This is a genomic window from Amphibiibacter pelophylacis (assembly GCF_037688875.1).
In the GTDB taxonomy this organism is placed as follows: Bacteria; Pseudomonadota; Gammaproteobacteria; order Burkholderiales; family Burkholderiaceae_C; genus Amphibiibacter; species Amphibiibacter pelophylacis.
In genome coordinates this window covers 178,367-193,649 of the sequence record NZ_JAWDIE010000001.1, presented here as the reverse complement: position 1 = coordinate 193,649, position 15,283 = coordinate 178,367, and the positions used below count along the sequence as shown (strand labels likewise).

The following is a 15,283-nucleotide window of genomic DNA, read 5'->3' as shown; positions in this document are numbered from 1 at the left end:
AAGGGCCGCCCTGATGCTGGCTGTCCCGCTGACCGATCCCTGGTTCTACGCCGTCGCCGTCCCGGCCGTGCTGCTGCTGGGCATCAGCAAAAGCGGCTTTGGCGCCGGATTTGGCTCGCTGGCCGTGCCCATGATGGCGCTGGCCGTGAGCGTACCGCAGGCCGCCGCCATCCTGATGCCGGTTCTGCTGGTGATGGATCTGCTGGGCCTTGCGGCCTTTCGCGGCCAGGTGGACAAAGGGCTGGTGCTCTTCCTGCTGCCCTTTGCCCTGCTGGGCACGCTGGCCGGGACGCTGCTGTTTCGCGCCGTCAACCCGGACATCGTGGCAGGCTTGGTCGGTGTGCTGACGCTGGTTTTTCTGGCGCAGCGCCTGCTGTTTCCGCCGCGCAAGGACCAGCCTCCGCCCGGACGCGTCTGGGGCGCGCTGCTGGGTTTCACCTCGGGTTTCACCAGCTTTGTCGCGCACGCCGGCGGCCCGCCGGTCAACGCCTACGTCATCCCCAGAAAGCTGCCGCCCCTGGTCTTCACCGGCAGCATGGCCTACCTGTTTTTTGCCATCAACCTGAGCAAATGGCTGCCCTACGCCTGGCTGGGCCTGCTGGACTGGCGCGGCCTGAGCACCTCGCTGGTCCTGCTGCCCCTGGCGCCACTGGGCGTATGGATGGGCGTTCGCCTGGCCCGCGTGATCCGGCCCGAACTGTTCTATCGCATCATCTATGTGGGGATGTTTCTGACGGGAATCAAGCTGGTGCAGGACGGGATTGGGGCCCTGTGAGGGTCATGGAGTGCGCCATCTCCAGCCCGACCCGCATTCACCCCCCGCCCGCCAGCCGCCCAGCATCCGCCGCCTCAAAATCCAGCGCCGCATACTCATCCGTGGCCTGCAGCAGCAGGGGCAGGATGCCGGGTTCGTCGTAGCGGTGGCCGGCGTCGGCGACCAGGTGCAGGTCAGCGCCGCCCCAGGCGTGGTACAGATCCCAGGCGGACTGCACGGGAGTGCACATGTCGTAGCGGCCCTGCACGATGACGCCGGGGATGCCGCGCAGGCGCGGGGCCTGGTCGAGCAGCTGGCCGTCGTCCATGAAGCCGTGGTGAACAAAATAATGGTTTTCGATGCGCGCGAAAGCGTGGGCGAAATCGGGCTGGGCGAAGCTGTCGGCGTCCGGGCCGGGCAGCAGGCTGATGGTGCGGCCTTCCCAGCGGCTCCAGGCCACGGCGGCCTGGTAGCGGGTGTCGACGTCCGGGCTGGTGAGGCGGCGGTGGTAGGCGGCGACCAGGTCATCGCGCTCGGCGGGTGGAATCGGCGCCAGGTAGTCGGCCCAGTAGTCCGGAAAAACGTGTGACGCGCCCTCCTGGTAGAACCAGCGGATCTCGCTTTTGCGCAGCGTGAAAATCCCCCGCAGCACCAGCGCCGCCACGCAGTCCGGGTGGCTTTGCGCATACGCCAGCGCCAGCGTGCTGCCCCAGGAACCGCCAAACACCAGCCATTTCGGCACGCCCAGCATCGTGCGCAGGCGCTCCATGTCGGCGACCAGGTGCCAGGTGCTGTTGTTCTCCAGCCCCGCGTGCGGGCGCGAGCGGCCGCAGCCGCGCTGGTCAAACAGCAGCACGCAGTACTTCTGCGGATCAAACAGGCGCCGGTGTTGCGGCGAGCAGCCCGCGCCCGGCCCGCCGTGCAGGAAAACCGCCGGTTTGCCGCGCGGGTTGCCGCACAGCTCCCAGTAAATCTGGTGGCCGTCGCCCGTGTCCAGCAGGCCGCTGGCGAAGGGTTCGATGGGCGGGTACAGCCCTCGCGCGGGCGCAGCCGGGTTCTGGGGCGTGAGACGGTGGTGATGAATGGTCACGGGGCAATCTCCTCGAAAAAATCAGTGCAGCAGGGTGCGTCTGGGTACGTTTCAGCGCAAGTCAGAGCAAGGGCGCGGCCCGGCGGCGGGCCAGCAGGCGCTCGGCCAGCCCCATCACCAGCGCGGTTCCGGCAAAAATGACGCTGCCCGCCGCGATCATGTCCAGGGTCACCGGCTCGGACAACACGACCCAGCCCCACAGCGCGGCAAACAGCGGCACCAGAAAGGTCACGCTGCTGGCGTTGGACGGGCCCAGGTTCTGGATGAGATGGTAGTACAGCACATAGGCCACGCCGGTGCAGACCAGCGCCAGCAGCGCCATCGCCACCCAGGCCCCGGCGCTGGGCGGCTGCGCAGGCCAGAACCAGATCGTCGGGCCGACCATCAGCAGCCCGGCGAAGGCGTTGCTGCCCGCCGCCACCGCCATGCTGGGCACGCCCGCCAGGTGGCGTTTGGCGTAGTTGGCGGCCACGCCATACATCATCGTGGCGGCCAGGCAGGCCAGCACGGCCAGCAGCAGTTCGGACAGCGCACTGCCGGATGCGCCACTGGCCCGGCTGCCCGCCAGCGCCACGACGCCGCCAAAGCCCAGCGCCAGGCCCAGCACCCGCGTGCGGCCCAGGCGGTCGCCCAGCCACAGCCAGGCGATGACGGCGCTCCACAGCGGCGTGCTGGCGTTGAAAATCGCCGACGCCCCCGCCGTGATGTGGCGCGTGGCGTAGGCGTAGCACAGGAAGGGCAGCGCCGAATTCAGCAGCCCCACCACCAGGATGTGTCCGGCGTGCGGCCACACGTGGCGCGTCTGACCGCGCAGCATCAGCAGCGGCCACAGCAGCAGACCCGCGCCAATGACGCGCAGGCCCGCCAGCGCCACCGGGCCAAACTCGCCCCCGCCCATGCGCATGAACAGGAAAGACCCGCCCCAGATCGCCGCCAGCAGCACGAGCTGGGCGTAGAGCGCGGAAGATTTCGGAGCAGCGGCGGTCATTGAAAAGCGCTTTCAGGGGCAGAAAAGCGCATTGTGCGGCAGGCCGCCCTGGGCTTCGACCCGCTTCCTGCGATACCCCCGCGCGGGGATCAGCCCGCCGCGTCCGTGTGACAGGCTGGCCCCTGGTGGAACACCAGATCGTCCACCGGCTCGCCGCCCACCAGGTGCTGTTCGATGATGCGGTCCATGTTCTGCGGCGTGACGTTGTAGTACCAGGTGCCGTCGGGCTGGACGCACACGATGGGCCCGCCCTTGCAGGCGGCAAAGCAGCTGACGCGGCTGCGCTTGACGCGCAGATCGCCCGCGTCCAGCCCGGCGGCTTTGAACTTCTCGCCCAGGCTGTCGAACAGGGCCTGCGACTGCCCGTCCTGCGTGCAGCGTGATCCGGTGCAGATCAGCAGGTGGCGGCGGTAGGCGCCGATTTTGGGGCGGATGATTTCGGGCGGATTCATTCAGTGTCCTGAGTCACTTCTTCAGCATCGGGGGCGGAAGGTTCGGCCAGCGTGGCCAGGATGTAGTCCAGCGGCAGGCGGTGGCGCTGGGCCAGATCGGCGGCAGAAACGCCGCTGGCGTGGTCCGCCAGCACGCCCGCCAGCCAGCCGTCCAGCCCGGTGGACAGCGAGCGCCCGGCCTTCTCGCCCGCCCGGGCACCGCCGCCGTCCTGCAGATCGTATTTGTTGGCGTAGCCACGCGGCGTGACCATCAGCCCGTGGCGCAGCACGGTGTTGCTGTTGCCGATGAGCACGGTGCTGAGCATGCCGATGTCGGCTTCGCACAGCGTCTCCAGCGTGCGGAAATCGATGTTCTGGCGCCGCCGGTACGCGCTTTTGACGATGGCGACCGGCGTGTCGGCGCGGCGGTGCGCTAAGAAGAGCCGCTGCGCCTCGACGATCTGGCGCGTGCGCCGTCCGCTCTTGGGGTTGTAGAGCGCGACCACGAAATCGGCCGCCGCCGCCGCATTCAGGCGCCGGGCGATGACCGGCCAGGGCGTCAGCAGATCGGACAGCGAAATCGCGCAGAAATCGTGGGTCAGCGGCGCGCCCACCAGCGCGGCGCAGGCGTTGAGCGCCGAGGCGCCGGGGATGATCTCGACCTGCACGGCGTCGTCGGGCGTCCAGCCGGCCTCGAACAGCACCTCGTAAGTCGGCCCGGCCATGCCGTAAACGCCCGCGTCGCCCGACGAGATCAGCGCCACCGTCTTGCCCTGGCGCGCAGCCGCCAGCGCGCTGACGGCGCGGTCCAGCTCTTCGGTCATGCCTTTGCGCACGACTTCCTTGCCTTCCAGCAGATCAGCGACCAGCTTGATGTAGGTCACATAACCCACCACAACATCGGCTTCGGCGATGGCCGCGCGGGCGCGGTGCGTCATGTGATCCACACTTCCCGGCCCGATGCCGACCAGCAGGATGCGGCCTTTGGGCGCCGTCTGGTCCGGCGACTCGGTGCGCAGCAGTTGCGGCCCCATCAGCGGGCCTCCCCAGTGGCCAGCGCCGCCGGGCGCAACCCCGCCGGACGCAGCAGGGGCTGCAGAAAACGCGGCGCCAGCCAGGCCGCTCCGGCGCCCAGCGCCAGCCACTGCACCACGGCCAGCAGATGGCTGACCCCAACAAAGCGCCCGGTCAGATTCGTCAGAATCTGGTGCGCCTGCGGACCGAAAGCCGCATAGGGATCGCCCGCGTGCGGAAAACCCACCGCAAACGGCAGGGCCAGCAGCGCCAGTGCCAGGGCGAAGCGCCAGACCCCCGCGAAACGGGCCCAGCCCAGCACCGCGCAGGCCAGCAGCGCACAGACGCTGGCCAGGCCCCAGGCCATCTGCCGCTGCAGCAGATCGGCCGCCTGCGCGCCCGGCAGCTCGGCCGGCAGGCCCAGTGACGGCCACAGGTGCAGACCGACGAAACCCGCCAGCGCCACACCCGCCACCCGCCAGGGCGCCGCCGACGGAGCTGCCGCAAGGCCGCGCCACAGCTCGCGCGCCGCAAAAGCCACCAGCAGCATCAGCGCCAGCGCCAGGTTTTCCAGCACATTGGCCACCCAGGTCCAGAAGGTGCGCTCGGCGCCGTCCTGCGGGGTCCAGGCGCTGGCGTCATGAACGTGATCGTGTGCCTGGGCGGGCTCATGCGCGTGGGCCAGCGCCGGCGGTACGGGGGCCTGGTCCTCGAACGTTTCGGCCGTCTGGATCAGCGGCAGGGCAAAGTGGTGTTGCAGCAGGGTCTGGACAGAGCCCACCGCCAGAGCCAGCACCAGGGCCAGCCAGATCAGTCGTCGCAGCAGCATGGGGTTCTCCGGGCTCAGTGGCAGGGTTTGACGGTGACGTGGCGCACGTCGTGCGCGGCGTTGTGCGCCAGCGGGCTGTGCGCAAAACCGACGCCGTAAAACAGCACCAGCGCCAGCATCAGGGCGCCGCCCAGCTGCAGGGCCAGGGCCTTGCGGGTCGCGGTGACCGCATCGGCGGCGGTGCTGCGGGAAGGGTTTTGGGCGGGGGTGGACGTCATCATGGCAATCTCCTTGGGTGAAAAAACGGGTTCAGATCTCGACCGGGGCCGGGGCACGGGCGCGGGCCAGCGACACGGTGGCGTTCAGGCCCTGCGGGCCGCGCCAGCGGTATTTCTCAAGGACCAGGCGGGAAGCGTCGGCCCCGGCCGCCAGCAGCGCCGCCGCTTCGCTGACCGAGGGCGTTCCCATATACCGCAGCACGGTAGCCGACGGGTTGGGCACGGCCACTTCGGCCAGTTGCGCGGCGCTGTAAAAGTGCAGCGGCAGCCCCCGCTGCTGGGCCAGCGCCAGCAGGCCGACTTCGTCCGATTTGGCCTGGATGCTGGCCAGCGCAACCAGGCGCAGCGCCTGGACCGCCACGCCCAGGTGCGCTGCGGCCTGCGCCAGCGCCTGGTCCAGCGCGGTGCGCAGGGTGTCCAGCGGCGTACTGCGATCGCAGCCCAGACCGGCGGTCAGCCAGACCGGATTCATGCAGCGCCCTGCCCTTGCGGCGGGCGGTAGACCACCAGGCGCTCGTGCAACTGCTGCCACAGGGCGTCCGGCACCGGCGCGTCGGTGATCCACAGGACAGCGCGAAAGCGCTCCAGATCGACCTGGTCCAGGCGCTCGAAACACTGAATGCTGGCAGGCAGCGGCGTGGACCGCGTCCACCAGTCGCGGCGGCCGGTCTCCTGAACCACCGCCACCGGCTCGCCGTTGACGACGTGCGCCGATACGCGCGTGATGTTGATTTTGGGCGCCTCGACCGTCCAGCCCAGCTCGCGGCCCAGAATGTCCACGGGGAGGGTCTGTCCCACGTCGGACGCCGTGGTCAGCACAGCGGTGGCACCCAGCAGCGCGGCCAGGCGTTCGGCCATGGCGTTGGCACCGCCCACATGGCCCGACAGGACGGGAATGACGAACTGCGCCGCGTCGTCCACCACCGTCACGCCCGGGTCTTCGTCCTTGCTTTTCAGGTGCGGCGCGATCAGGCGCACCACTGCACCCAGCGAGACAAAAAACACGATCTGGTCGTAATTGCTGAAAAGTGCGCCGATCTCATCCCGAAACGCGCCACTGTAAGCATGGACCGGGTTGGGCAGGCCGCCCGTTTTTTCAGCCATCAGCGCCGCAAATTTGGCCGCCACGCAGACATGCGCCTGCGGCAGCTGCGCCGCCAGATGCGCGACCTGGGCAGCGCCATGTTTCGTGATGGCCACCAGCACCACGCGGGTGCCGTCGAGGGTCGAAAGGGGGAGAGTCATGCGTCGTCCGCTTCAGAAAACAGGCCCGGGTCAGAACCGGGGCCAGAGGGAGAAGATTTTTTCAGGCAGCCTTTGATGCGCTCGCCGCGCACGCGCTGCGGGTTGCGCACGACGAGCAGCGACAGGTAGCTGACCCGGCTACCGCGCAGCGCCAGCAGCGCCTCTCCCGACAGGCTGCGCTCGTCGGGCGCACCGCTGCGCTCGATGAAATGCGCGCCCGCCAGCAGCCCGCGATGCACCAGCCAGTCCAGCAGCTCGTCGAGCAGCGGCTTGATTTTCATCAGCACCAGGGTGTCGAAATCGGGCAGCAGCCGGTCCACCGCGCTGACGCCATAGGCGGCCGGAACAATGGCCACGGTGTCGTCCTGTTCAGCCAGCGGCACGCCCACGTCGGCGCAGGCGGCGGTGAAAGCGTTGACGCCGGCAATGACCTGCACCTTGACCGCGGCGTCCAGCGCGCGCAGCGTTCGCGCCAGGTGGCCGAAGGTGGCGTAGGTGCTGGCATCGCCCTCGACCAGGAAGAGCACATCGCGCCCGGCCTGCAGCCAGGGCAGCACGGTGTTGGCGGCCTTGAGCCAGGCGCGGGCCAGCTTGTCGCCATCGTGCGTCATGGGAAAGAGCAGCAGCGCGTGATCGCCCGGCGGCGTCAGCCCGGCGCGGGTGACGATGTCCAGCGCGTAGCTGGGCGTTTTGCCGCTGCGCGCCGGGTAGACCCAGACCGCGTCCGAGCGCTGCAGCGCCGCCCAGGCCGCGCGCGTGATCAGGCCCGGATCGCCCGGCCCCAGGCTGATGCCGTAGAGGGTTCCGTGTGCGGCGGCGCTCATGCAGGCTCCTTCTGAGCGTGCTGGGGTTGCTGGCCCTGCCCGGCCTGCTGACCCGCCTGCGCGCACACGATCCACACCGGGTTTTCGGCGGCCATGCGGTGCATGTGCAGAATGGGCGAGCTGCGCGCCGCCTGAAGCTGCGTCACGTCCCAGACGGCGCCGTGCGCCTTGAGCGCCTCCAGCGCGGCGGACAGGTTTTCCAGGGTGACAAAGTTCATCACCAGCCAGCCGCCCGGGCGCAGACGCTGCAGCGCCAGGCGGATCAGCTCGGGCAGTTCGCCGCCCGATCCGCCGACAAAGACCGCGTCCGGATCGGCCCAGGCGTCCAGGCCCTCGGGCGCCCGGCCGTGGACCAGGGTGTAGTGGCTGACGCCCATAGCGCGGGCGTTGCGCCCGGCAATGGCGGCGTCGGCGGCGTTTTTCTCGATGGCGTAAACGTGGCCGCGCGGGCACAGCCGCGCCGCTTCCAGCCCCACCGCGCCCGATCCGGCGCCAATGTCCCAGACCACGCTGTCCGCGCGCAACTGCAGGCGGGCCAGCGAGACGGCACGCACCTCGCGCTTGGTGATCAGGCCTTTGTCGGGCTGGCGCTGCTCGAAGTGGCTGTCGGGCAGACCCAACAGCACCTCGGCCGGCCGCGCACGGGTGCGCCACAGCAGCACCACGTTGGGGTCGGCGAAGCTGAGCGCCGCCGCCGCGCTGATGGACAGATCGGCCTGGATGCGCTCGTCGCTGCGGCACAGGCGCTCGGCCACGGCCATGCGCCAGTCGTCGGCCTGGCCTTCGGCCAGGATCAGGCGGGCGATGCGGTCGGGCGTGTTGTCCGGGCTGGTCAGCACCGCAATGCGGTCGTGACGGCGCAACGCCTGGGCCAGCGCATACAGGCCGTGGCGGGCGTCGGCGCCAGGCGTCCACTCGCCCGCATCGGCGGCATGGACGCTGGTTATGCCCATGTCCTGCCAGACCAGGCCCACGCGGGCGCAGGCGATCTGCAGCGTGGACAGATTGGGCACGATCTCCAGCGCGTCAAAGCACAGCCGTGCCGCCAGAAAACCCGCGATGCCGTGGCACAGCGGATCGCCCGTGGCCAGCACCACGCAGCGCAGGCCCTGGGCCTGCGCGTCGCGCACCCAGGCGGGAACCTGGGACAACGCCCGGGTGAGATCGTGCTGCGTGGCTTCGGGGGATATTTCGGGGGCAAACAGCGCCAGCGTGCGCGCCGCGCCAATCACCACATCGGCCTGGCGCAAGGCGCTCAGGGCTTTGGGCGACAGGCTGGCGGCGCCATCGTCCAGAACGCCGATCACCTGACAGCGTGGGGGGCGTGAATCAGCCTTCATGGCAGCTCCTCGAAATCCGGGGCGGACGACGCCGCCGTGATGCGGCTGCCGTCGAAATCGCAGACCAGCACGTCCAGGCGGAACTGCCCGGGGTAACGTGCGGTCACGGTCTGCACAACGCGCTGCGCCAGCAGCCGGTGAAACTCCTGGGCCAGGCCCAGCGCGGTCATGCGCTCGGCGGCAAAGCGCGCGGTTTCGGCCGCGGCGATGGCCGCGCACTCATCCGGCGGTGCGCCCGCTTGTGCCGCCAGCCCGGCCAGCAGTGCGGTATCGACTTCGGCGCGGTTGGCGTGGGTGATGGTCTCACCCTGGGCGATCTTGGTCAGCTTGCCGACCATGCCGCCGATGACGATGTGGCGCAGGCCCGAAGCCACCGCTGTATCCACGGCGTAGCGCAGGAAATCGCCCATCTGCACAAAGCAGATTTCGGGCAGATCGGGCCGCTGCGTCATGGCGAACTGCTCAGTGCGCCCGCCCGTGGTCAGCACCACGCAGCCCGTGCCCGTGGTCGCCGCCACCTGAACACCCTGAATGACGCTGGCCCGCCAGGCCGCCGTCGAATACGGTTTGACAATGCCCGTGGTGCCCAGAATAGAGATGCCGCCCAGGATGCCCAGCCGGGCGTTGAGCGTTTTTTTGGCCATGTCCAGCCCCTGGGGCACGGACACCGTGACCTCCAGGCCGTCGCACTCCAGCAGGTCGCCCGCCGCCTGGCGCACGTTGTCCTCGATATTGGCGCGCGGCACCGGGTTGATCGCCGGGCCGCCGACCTCCAGCCCCAGACCCGGCTGCGTCACCGTGCCCACGCCAAAACCGCCCAGCAGACGCACCACCCCGGCCTGGCCGGGCAGGCGGCGTACGTCCACCGTCAGGTGGGCCTTGTCGGTGCAGTCGGGGTCGTCCCCCGCATCCTTGATGACCATGGCATGCGCGGCCTGGCCGCTGGCGTCCACGCAGCCATCGTGCACGGCAAAACTCACCCCCTGGCCGTTGGGCAGCAGGCAATCCACTACGCCTAGAACAGCGCCATCGCGCAGACCCAGCGTGGCCGCGCGGGCGGCGGCGGCCGAACAGGCCCCGGTCGTGAAGCCGGTGCGGGTGCCTTTGGCGGCGGCGCTTTTCATGCGGCGTCGCGCTCCTGCGCTTCAGCCAGCGCCAGCAGCGCATGCAGGGCGGCCACCACCAGGGTCGAGCCGCCCTTGCGTCCGTCGATGACGATCCACGGCACGACAGCCTGAGCGGCCAGCATCGCCTTCGATTCCGCCGCCGACACGAACCCCACCGGCAGACCGACCACCAGCGCGGGGCGCACGCCCTCGTCCTGAATCAGCCGCACCAGCTCGATCAGCGCGGTGGGAGCATTGCCGATGCCCACCAGGGCGCCGTCCAGCAGGCCCAGACGCCAGGCCTTGCGCATGGCCTGAACGGCCCGCGTGGTGTTCTGCGCCCGAGCCTGCGCGATGACATCCTCGTCGCTGATGAACTGGTGCGGGACCACGCCAAAGTGCGCCAGGCGCGGGCGCGACAGGCCCACGCAGATCATCTCGACATCGGCCACCACGCGGCTGGCCCGGCTGCGCAGGGCGCGCACACCCGCGTCCACCGCGTCCGGGTGAAAGCGGGTCAGGCCGTTGAACTCGAAATCGGCATTGGCGTGAATCATGCGCCGCACGAGAGGCCACTGCTGCGCCGTGTAGTCGTGCGGCCCCGCTTCGCGGTCGATGATGGCGAAGGAATCGTGCTCGATCGCCTGCCCGGCGGCGGTGAGCTGTTCGGTGACGGTGTTGACGGTGCTCATGGATGCGGATGCGGGTGGGCGTGATCGTGGCCGTGCGCGTGCTCATCCGGACCATGGTGGTGCGGACCGTGGCCGTGCGCGGCGGCGATCTCGCGGAACTTGCACCCGTCGCAGGGCATGAGCGCCATTGCGCTGGACTGCGGCTGCGTGGTGGCCTGGACGCGCTCTTCCAGCAGCGCGGTGATCTCGGGCTCGAAGCCGAAGTAATCGCCCAGCCCGAAGCGCAGGCGCGGGTACTGACCCTGCAGGTGCTGGATCTGGCGCTGGATGCGCGTCATCAGGGTCCCGGTGAACAGGTAGTAAGGCAGCACGACGATCTGCGTCATGCCCAGTCGCTCCTGGCGCTGGACCACGCGCTCCAGGCGCGGCAGGGTGATGCCGGTGAAGGCGATGTCGACCAGTTCGTGGTCGCCCGCCTCGTGCAGCCAGCGCGCCATGCGGGCGACGTCGCCATTGGCCTGGCGGTCGCTGCTGCCCCGCGCCAGCAGGATCACGCCGGTGGTCACCGGGTCGGGCATGTCCAGGCGCTGCATCACCTGGCGCAACTGGCGGCGCAGCACCGCCAGGATGGGGTCGCAGGCGCCCAGATGCGGCGTGTAGGCGAAGGCCACCGCCGGATGGCGCTCCCGGGCGTGTGCGATGGCGTCGGGCACATCCATCTTGACGTGTCCGGCTGCGTTCAGGATCAGCGGCACCACCACCACGCGCTGGCTGCCGCGCGCGGCGGCGTCCAGACCGGCGTCGAGCAGCACGGGCGCAAATTCGATAAAGCACACCTCGATGCGCCAGTTCGGGCGCTGCTGGCGCCAGGCCTGCGCGAAGGCGTTGATTTCGTCGTTGCCGCCGGGCTCGCGCGAGCCGTGGCCGACCAGCAGCACAGTCTGTTCTGTCATGGGGTGTCCTTCTCCAGGCCCGGGTCCTGGTCTGAGTTGACGCTGGCTTTGCGGAAGCGGTGCGTGAAGCGGGCGTCGTAAAGCTTTGATTTGATGAGGCTATCCCAGTGACGGGCGCCCAGCGTGGGGCTGGCCAGGATCATGGCCTGACTGACAATGCCGGCCGCGCGGCACTGCGCCTTGAGGGTGTCCAGCGTGCCGCGCACAATGATTTCCTGCCCGGGCCACGAGGCCTTGTGCACCACCACCAGGGGCGCATCGCCCGGCCAGCCCGCTTCGCGCAGGCCCGCCTCGACCTTGTGCAGCAGGGTGATGCTCAGAAAAATGCACAGCGTGCAGCGGTGCCGCGCCAGCTCGGCCAGGCTCTCGCCGGGCGGCATGGGCGTGCGGCCTTCAACGCGGGTGAAGATGACGCTCTGCGTCACCTCTGGCAGGGTCAGGCTTTCGACCGCCGCCGCCGCCGAGGCCATGGCCGACGACACGCCGGGCACCACCGTCACCGGCACGCCCGCCGCGTCCAGCGGCTGGACCAGCTCGATCAGCGCGCCGTACAGGCCGGGATCGCCCGTCTGCAGTCGCACCACCACCGCGTGGCGGCTGGCCTGGTCGATCAGCCAGGCGGTCATCTGCTCCAGCGTCATGTCTTTCGAATCGGCGATGACACAGTCCTCAGGCGCCCAGCGCGTGGCCGCCTCGCTGACCAGCGATCCGGCGAACAGGATGGCACCCGCGCGGGCGATGGCATCGCGGCCCTTGACGGTGATCAGATCCGGATCGCCCGGCCCCGCGCCCACAAACCAAACCGTGCCGGGGGCGTTAGAAACCACTGTCATGCCTGCACCCCCAGCAGCAGCGCCACCGCTTCGGGCGACGACGGCATCCAGGCGTGAAAATAGCTGGCGCGCAGGCGCTGGCGGCCATAAACCGCTTCGCCCGGAGACGCCAGGCCCCCGCGCATCGCCTGCGCGTGATCCAGCGGCGGCAGCGCTGTCTCGCAGCGCGAGTAGTGGAAGGTGTGACCGCGCAGCGGCGCCACCCGGCCGTCCGGCGACCACTGCTGCGGCCCCAGCGCCGCCAGGCGCGCCTGCATCATCACCGCACCGGGCAGCAGGCCCCACAGGGCGTGGCTCTGGCCCGCCTTGTCGATCAGGGTGTCAAAGAGCGGCATCATGCCGCCGCACTCGGCCCACAGCGGCCGACCGGCGTCTACGTGGTCGCGCAGGCTCTGGGCACAGCGCGTGGCGGCGGACAGCGCAGCCGCGTGCAGTTCGGGGTAACCGCCCGGCAGCCAGACGGCGTCGGCGGGCGGCACGGGGTCATCCGCCAGCGGCGAGAAAAACGCCAGCGTGGCGCCAAGCTGGGTGAGCGTCTCCAGGTTGGCCGGGTAGATGAAGCTGAACGCCGCGTCGCGGGCAACGGCCACGCGCCGGCCGGCCAGCGGGCGCAAGGCGGCATCGTCAGAAGGCTCGCCCGAAGATTCTGGCGCGGGGAAATCCACCGCATACCGCTGCCAGTCCACCGCCGAGAACTGGCCCAGCGGCGTGGCCTCCAGCGCATCGGCCCAGGCGTCCAGGCGGGACAGCGCGTCAGGCAGCTCAGCCGCTTGCAAGAGGCCCAGATGGCGCTCGGGCAGGGGCGGGCCTGCGTCGCGCAGCACGGCGCCCAGAAAGCCCTCGCCCAGCGACTGCGCCACCATTTCGCCGTGGCGCGCGCTGCCCACGCGGTTGGCCAGCACGCCCGCCCATGGCAGGCCGGGGCGGTAGTGGCGCAGGCCGTAAGCCAGCGCGGCCAGGGTGTCCGACGTGGCGCTGGCGTCCATCACCGCCAGCACGGGCAGGCCCCAGCGCTGCGCCAGATCGGCGGCGCTGGGTTGGCCGTCAAAAAGGCCCATCACGCCTTCCACCAGGATCAGGTCGGACTGCTGCGCGGCGGCGTACAGGCGCTGGCGCACATCCGGCTCGCCCGTCATCCACAGATCGACGTTATGAACCGGGTGGCCACTGGCCAGAGCCAGCCACTGGGGGTCGAGAAAATCGGGGCCACATTTGAAGACCCGCACCCGCAGGCCGCGCCGCGAGGCCAGCCGCGCCAGAGCGGCGGTCAAAGTGGTTTTTCCCTGCCCGGAAGCAGGAGCTGCCACCAGCAGAGCGGGGCAGGAAACAGAAGGGGCCAACATGCCGGGATCCAGATAGCGCCGTGCGCCCTTCACCGAAGCAGCAGCGGCCGACAGGTGGCCGCGTTGCCGCAGTTCACCCCTTACTGGCCGGTATCCGGGCTCGCCGTGGTCCAGAAAATGCGTCTGGACCCGTCGCAATCGCCTTCCCGGAGCCGAAGCTCCAGTGGCTGTTGATTGCAGCGGCGCGCGGCACCCCGCGCGCACTGGCCTACCGTTGCGGAGACAGCCCAGATCAGGGCGGCAAAGCGCCCCTGCTGGTTCCCGTTTAACGCCTGCACCGCAGCAGCGGGCAGGCAGCACCAATGCAAAGAAGTGTAACAGCCGCTGCCGGGCAGCCCGGGTTTGTCCCTGGTGACTGTGCCGTCATCACGCTGTCAGATGCGACGAACACACTGTGAACACACCCAAAACCGGAGACAGACATGAGCCGAGAAGTCGTTATTGCCAGCGCCGTACGCACCCCCATAGGCAGCTATGGCGGCAGCCTGAAAGACATGCCTCCGTCCGAACTGGGGGCGCGCGTCGTGCGCGAAGCCCTGCAGCGCGCCAGCACCGCGGGCAGCGAGGTCGGCCATGTGGTCTTCGGCCATGTCATCAACACCGAGCCCAGGGACATGTATCTGTCGCGCGTCGCCGCCGTCCAGGGCGGTTGCGCGCAGGAAGTGCCCGCCTTCAACGTCAACCGCCTGTGCGGGTCGGGCCTGCAGGCGGTGATTTCGGCGGCGCAGTCCGTCATGCTGGGCGACTGCGACGTCGCCATCGCGGGCGGCGCCGAGAGCATGAGCCGCGCGCCCTACGCCAGCCTCAACATGCGCTGGGGCGCGCGCATGGGCGACACCGCGCTGGTCGACATGATGGTCGGCGCGCTGCACGACCCCTTCAACGTCATCCACATGGGCGTCACCGCCGAGAACGTGGCGCGCCAGTGCCAGATCAGCCGTGAGGACCAGGATGCGCTGGCGCTGCAAAGCCACCAGCGCGCGCAGGCCGCGATCGCTGCCGGTCGCTTCAAGGACCAGATCCTGCCCATCACCCTGAAATCGCGCAAAGGCGAGACGGTGTTCGACACCGACGAAAACGTGCGCATCGACAGCAAAGCCGACGATTTCGCCAAACTGAAACCGGTGTTCACCAAAGAGAACGGCACCGTCACGGCGGGCAACGCCTCCAGCCTGAACGACGCCGCAGCGGCGATGGTCCTGATGGATGCGGCCACGGCCCGCACGCGCGGCCTGCAGCCGATGGCGCGCCTGGTGGCCTACGCCCATGCGGGGCTGGATCCGCTGGTTATGGGTCTTGGACCTGTACCCGCCAGCCGTGCGGCTCTGGCGCGCGCCGGACTGACGATGGCGGACATGGATGTCATCGAAGCCAACGAGGCTTTTGCCGCGCAGGCGCTGGCCGTGACGCGCGAGCTGGGTATGGACCCGGCCCGCGTCAACCCCAATGGCTCGGGCATTTCGCTGGGTCACCCCATCGGGGCGACGGGTGCGCTGATCACCGTGAAAGCGCTGTACGAACTGCAGCGCATCCAGGGCCGCTACGCCCTGGTCACCATGTGCATCGGGGGTGGCCAGGGGATCGCGGCGATTTTCGAGCGGGTGTAAACCCGGCCCCCGGGCAACCAGGGCCTGTGGCATGCTGCGTGCCTGCTTCAGACCCCCGGGCCCGGACGCTGCGGCC

At 69.6% G+C, this 15,283-nt stretch carries 17 protein-coding genes and 1 riboswitch; of the genes, 2 read left to right on the top strand and 15 right to left on the bottom strand.

The genetic code is table 11. The features are described from left to right. Positions 1-13: 13 nt before the first annotated feature. Positions 14-775 carry a sulfite exporter TauE/SafE family protein gene (locus RV045_RS00875; protein ID WP_423233869.1) on the top strand — a complete coding sequence of 254 codons (762 nt, stop codon included), beginning with the start codon at positions 14-16 and terminating at the stop codon, positions 773-775. Between the two features lie 37 nt (positions 776-812). On the opposite strand, the gene pip is transcribed toward RV045_RS00875, so the two are convergent. The 15 genes from pip to RV045_RS00800 form a co-directional block, all read right to left on the bottom strand. After that, entirely contained in the window at positions 813-1,787 is a 975-nt protein-coding gene (gene pip, locus RV045_RS00870; protein WP_423233952.1) for a prolyl aminopeptidase, read from the bottom strand. A 118-nt stretch (positions 1,788-1,905) separates the two neighbouring features. Continuing rightward, complete coding sequence (locus RV045_RS00865; protein ID WP_423233868.1) at positions 1,906-2,832, bottom strand: DMT family transporter; 927 nt, start codon at positions 2,830-2,832, stop codon at positions 1,906-1,908. A gap of 89 nt (positions 2,833-2,921) precedes the next feature. Beyond that, a complete protein-coding gene (locus RV045_RS00860; RefSeq protein ID WP_423233867.1) occupies positions 2,922-3,284 on the bottom strand; it encodes a (2Fe-2S) ferredoxin domain-containing protein in 363 nt (120 codons plus the stop codon). Next, entirely contained in the window at positions 3,281-4,297 is a 1,017-nt protein-coding gene (cobJ, locus tag RV045_RS00855; RefSeq protein ID WP_423233866.1) for a precorrin-3B C(17)-methyltransferase, read from the bottom strand. The genes RV045_RS00860 and cobJ overlap by 4 nt, the downstream gene beginning before the upstream one ends. Then, on the bottom strand, positions 4,297-5,106 hold the full coding sequence (locus tag RV045_RS00850) for a CbtA family protein (RefSeq protein WP_423233865.1): 810 nt from the start codon (positions 5,104-5,106) through the stop codon (positions 4,297-4,299). Before RV045_RS00850 ends, cobJ begins: the two co-directional genes overlap by 1 nt. 14 nt (positions 5,107-5,120) lie before the next feature. Next, entirely contained in the window at positions 5,121-5,327 is a 207-nt protein-coding gene (locus RV045_RS00845; RefSeq protein WP_423233864.1) for a CbtB domain-containing protein, read from the bottom strand. A 28-nt stretch (positions 5,328-5,355) separates the two neighbouring features. Continuing rightward, positions 5,356-5,796 (bottom strand): cobalamin biosynthesis protein, encoded by a 441-nt coding sequence (locus tag RV045_RS00840; RefSeq protein ID WP_423233863.1) that lies wholly within the window; start codon positions 5,794-5,796, stop codon positions 5,356-5,358. Further along, a complete protein-coding gene (locus RV045_RS00835; RefSeq protein WP_423233862.1) occupies positions 5,793-6,569 on the bottom strand; it encodes a cobalamin biosynthesis central domain-containing protein in 777 nt (258 codons plus the stop codon). The genes RV045_RS00840 and RV045_RS00835 overlap by 4 nt, the downstream gene beginning before the upstream one ends. Continuing rightward, positions 6,566-7,393 carry a precorrin-2 C(20)-methyltransferase gene (gene cobI / locus RV045_RS00830; RefSeq protein ID WP_423233861.1) on the bottom strand — a complete coding sequence of 276 codons (828 nt, stop codon included), beginning with the start codon at positions 7,391-7,393 and terminating at the stop codon, positions 6,566-6,568. The genes RV045_RS00835 and cobI overlap by 4 nt, the downstream gene beginning before the upstream one ends. Next, the gene (gene cbiE, locus RV045_RS00825) at positions 7,390-8,733 is read right to left on the bottom strand and encodes a precorrin-6y C5,15-methyltransferase (decarboxylating) subunit CbiE (RefSeq protein WP_423233860.1); all 1,344 of its coding nucleotides are present in this window, start codon (positions 8,731-8,733) and stop codon (positions 7,390-7,392) included. Before cbiE ends, cobI begins: the two co-directional genes overlap by 4 nt. Further along, positions 8,730-9,857: a cobalt-precorrin-5B (C(1))-methyltransferase gene (locus tag RV045_RS00820; protein ID WP_423233859.1), complete on the bottom strand. Its 1,128-nt coding sequence runs from the start codon at positions 9,855-9,857 to the stop codon at positions 8,730-8,732. The genes cbiE and RV045_RS00820 overlap by 4 nt, the downstream gene beginning before the upstream one ends. Beyond that, complete coding sequence (locus RV045_RS00815; protein WP_423233858.1) at positions 9,854-10,531, bottom strand: precorrin-8X methylmutase; 678 nt, start codon at positions 10,529-10,531, stop codon at positions 9,854-9,856. The genes RV045_RS00820 and RV045_RS00815 overlap by 4 nt, the downstream gene beginning before the upstream one ends. Next, the gene (locus RV045_RS00810) at positions 10,528-11,424 is read right to left on the bottom strand and encodes a sirohydrochlorin chelatase (RefSeq protein WP_423233857.1); all 897 of its coding nucleotides are present in this window, start codon (positions 11,422-11,424) and stop codon (positions 10,528-10,530) included. The genes RV045_RS00815 and RV045_RS00810 overlap by 4 nt, the downstream gene beginning before the upstream one ends. Next, positions 11,421-12,257 carry a precorrin-4 C(11)-methyltransferase gene (gene cobM, locus RV045_RS00805; protein ID WP_423233856.1) on the bottom strand — a complete coding sequence of 279 codons (837 nt, stop codon included), beginning with the start codon at positions 12,255-12,257 and terminating at the stop codon, positions 11,421-11,423. The genes RV045_RS00810 and cobM overlap by 4 nt, the downstream gene beginning before the upstream one ends. Then, the gene (locus RV045_RS00800) at positions 12,254-13,600 is read right to left on the bottom strand and encodes a cobyrinic acid a,c-diamide synthase CobB (protein ID WP_423233855.1); all 1,347 of its coding nucleotides are present in this window, start codon (positions 13,598-13,600) and stop codon (positions 12,254-12,256) included. Before RV045_RS00800 ends, cobM begins: the two co-directional genes overlap by 4 nt. A gap of 68 nt (positions 13,601-13,668) precedes the next feature. Continuing rightward, positions 13,669-13,919: riboswitch (cobalamin riboswitch) on the bottom strand. A 103-nt stretch (positions 13,920-14,022) separates the two neighbouring features. Here RV045_RS00800 and bktB point away from each other — a divergent pair. After that, on the top strand, positions 14,023-15,207 hold the full coding sequence (bktB, locus tag RV045_RS00795) for a beta-ketothiolase BktB (RefSeq protein WP_423233854.1): 1,185 nt from the start codon (positions 14,023-14,025) through the stop codon (positions 15,205-15,207). Positions 15,208-15,283: the final 76 nt, after the last annotated feature.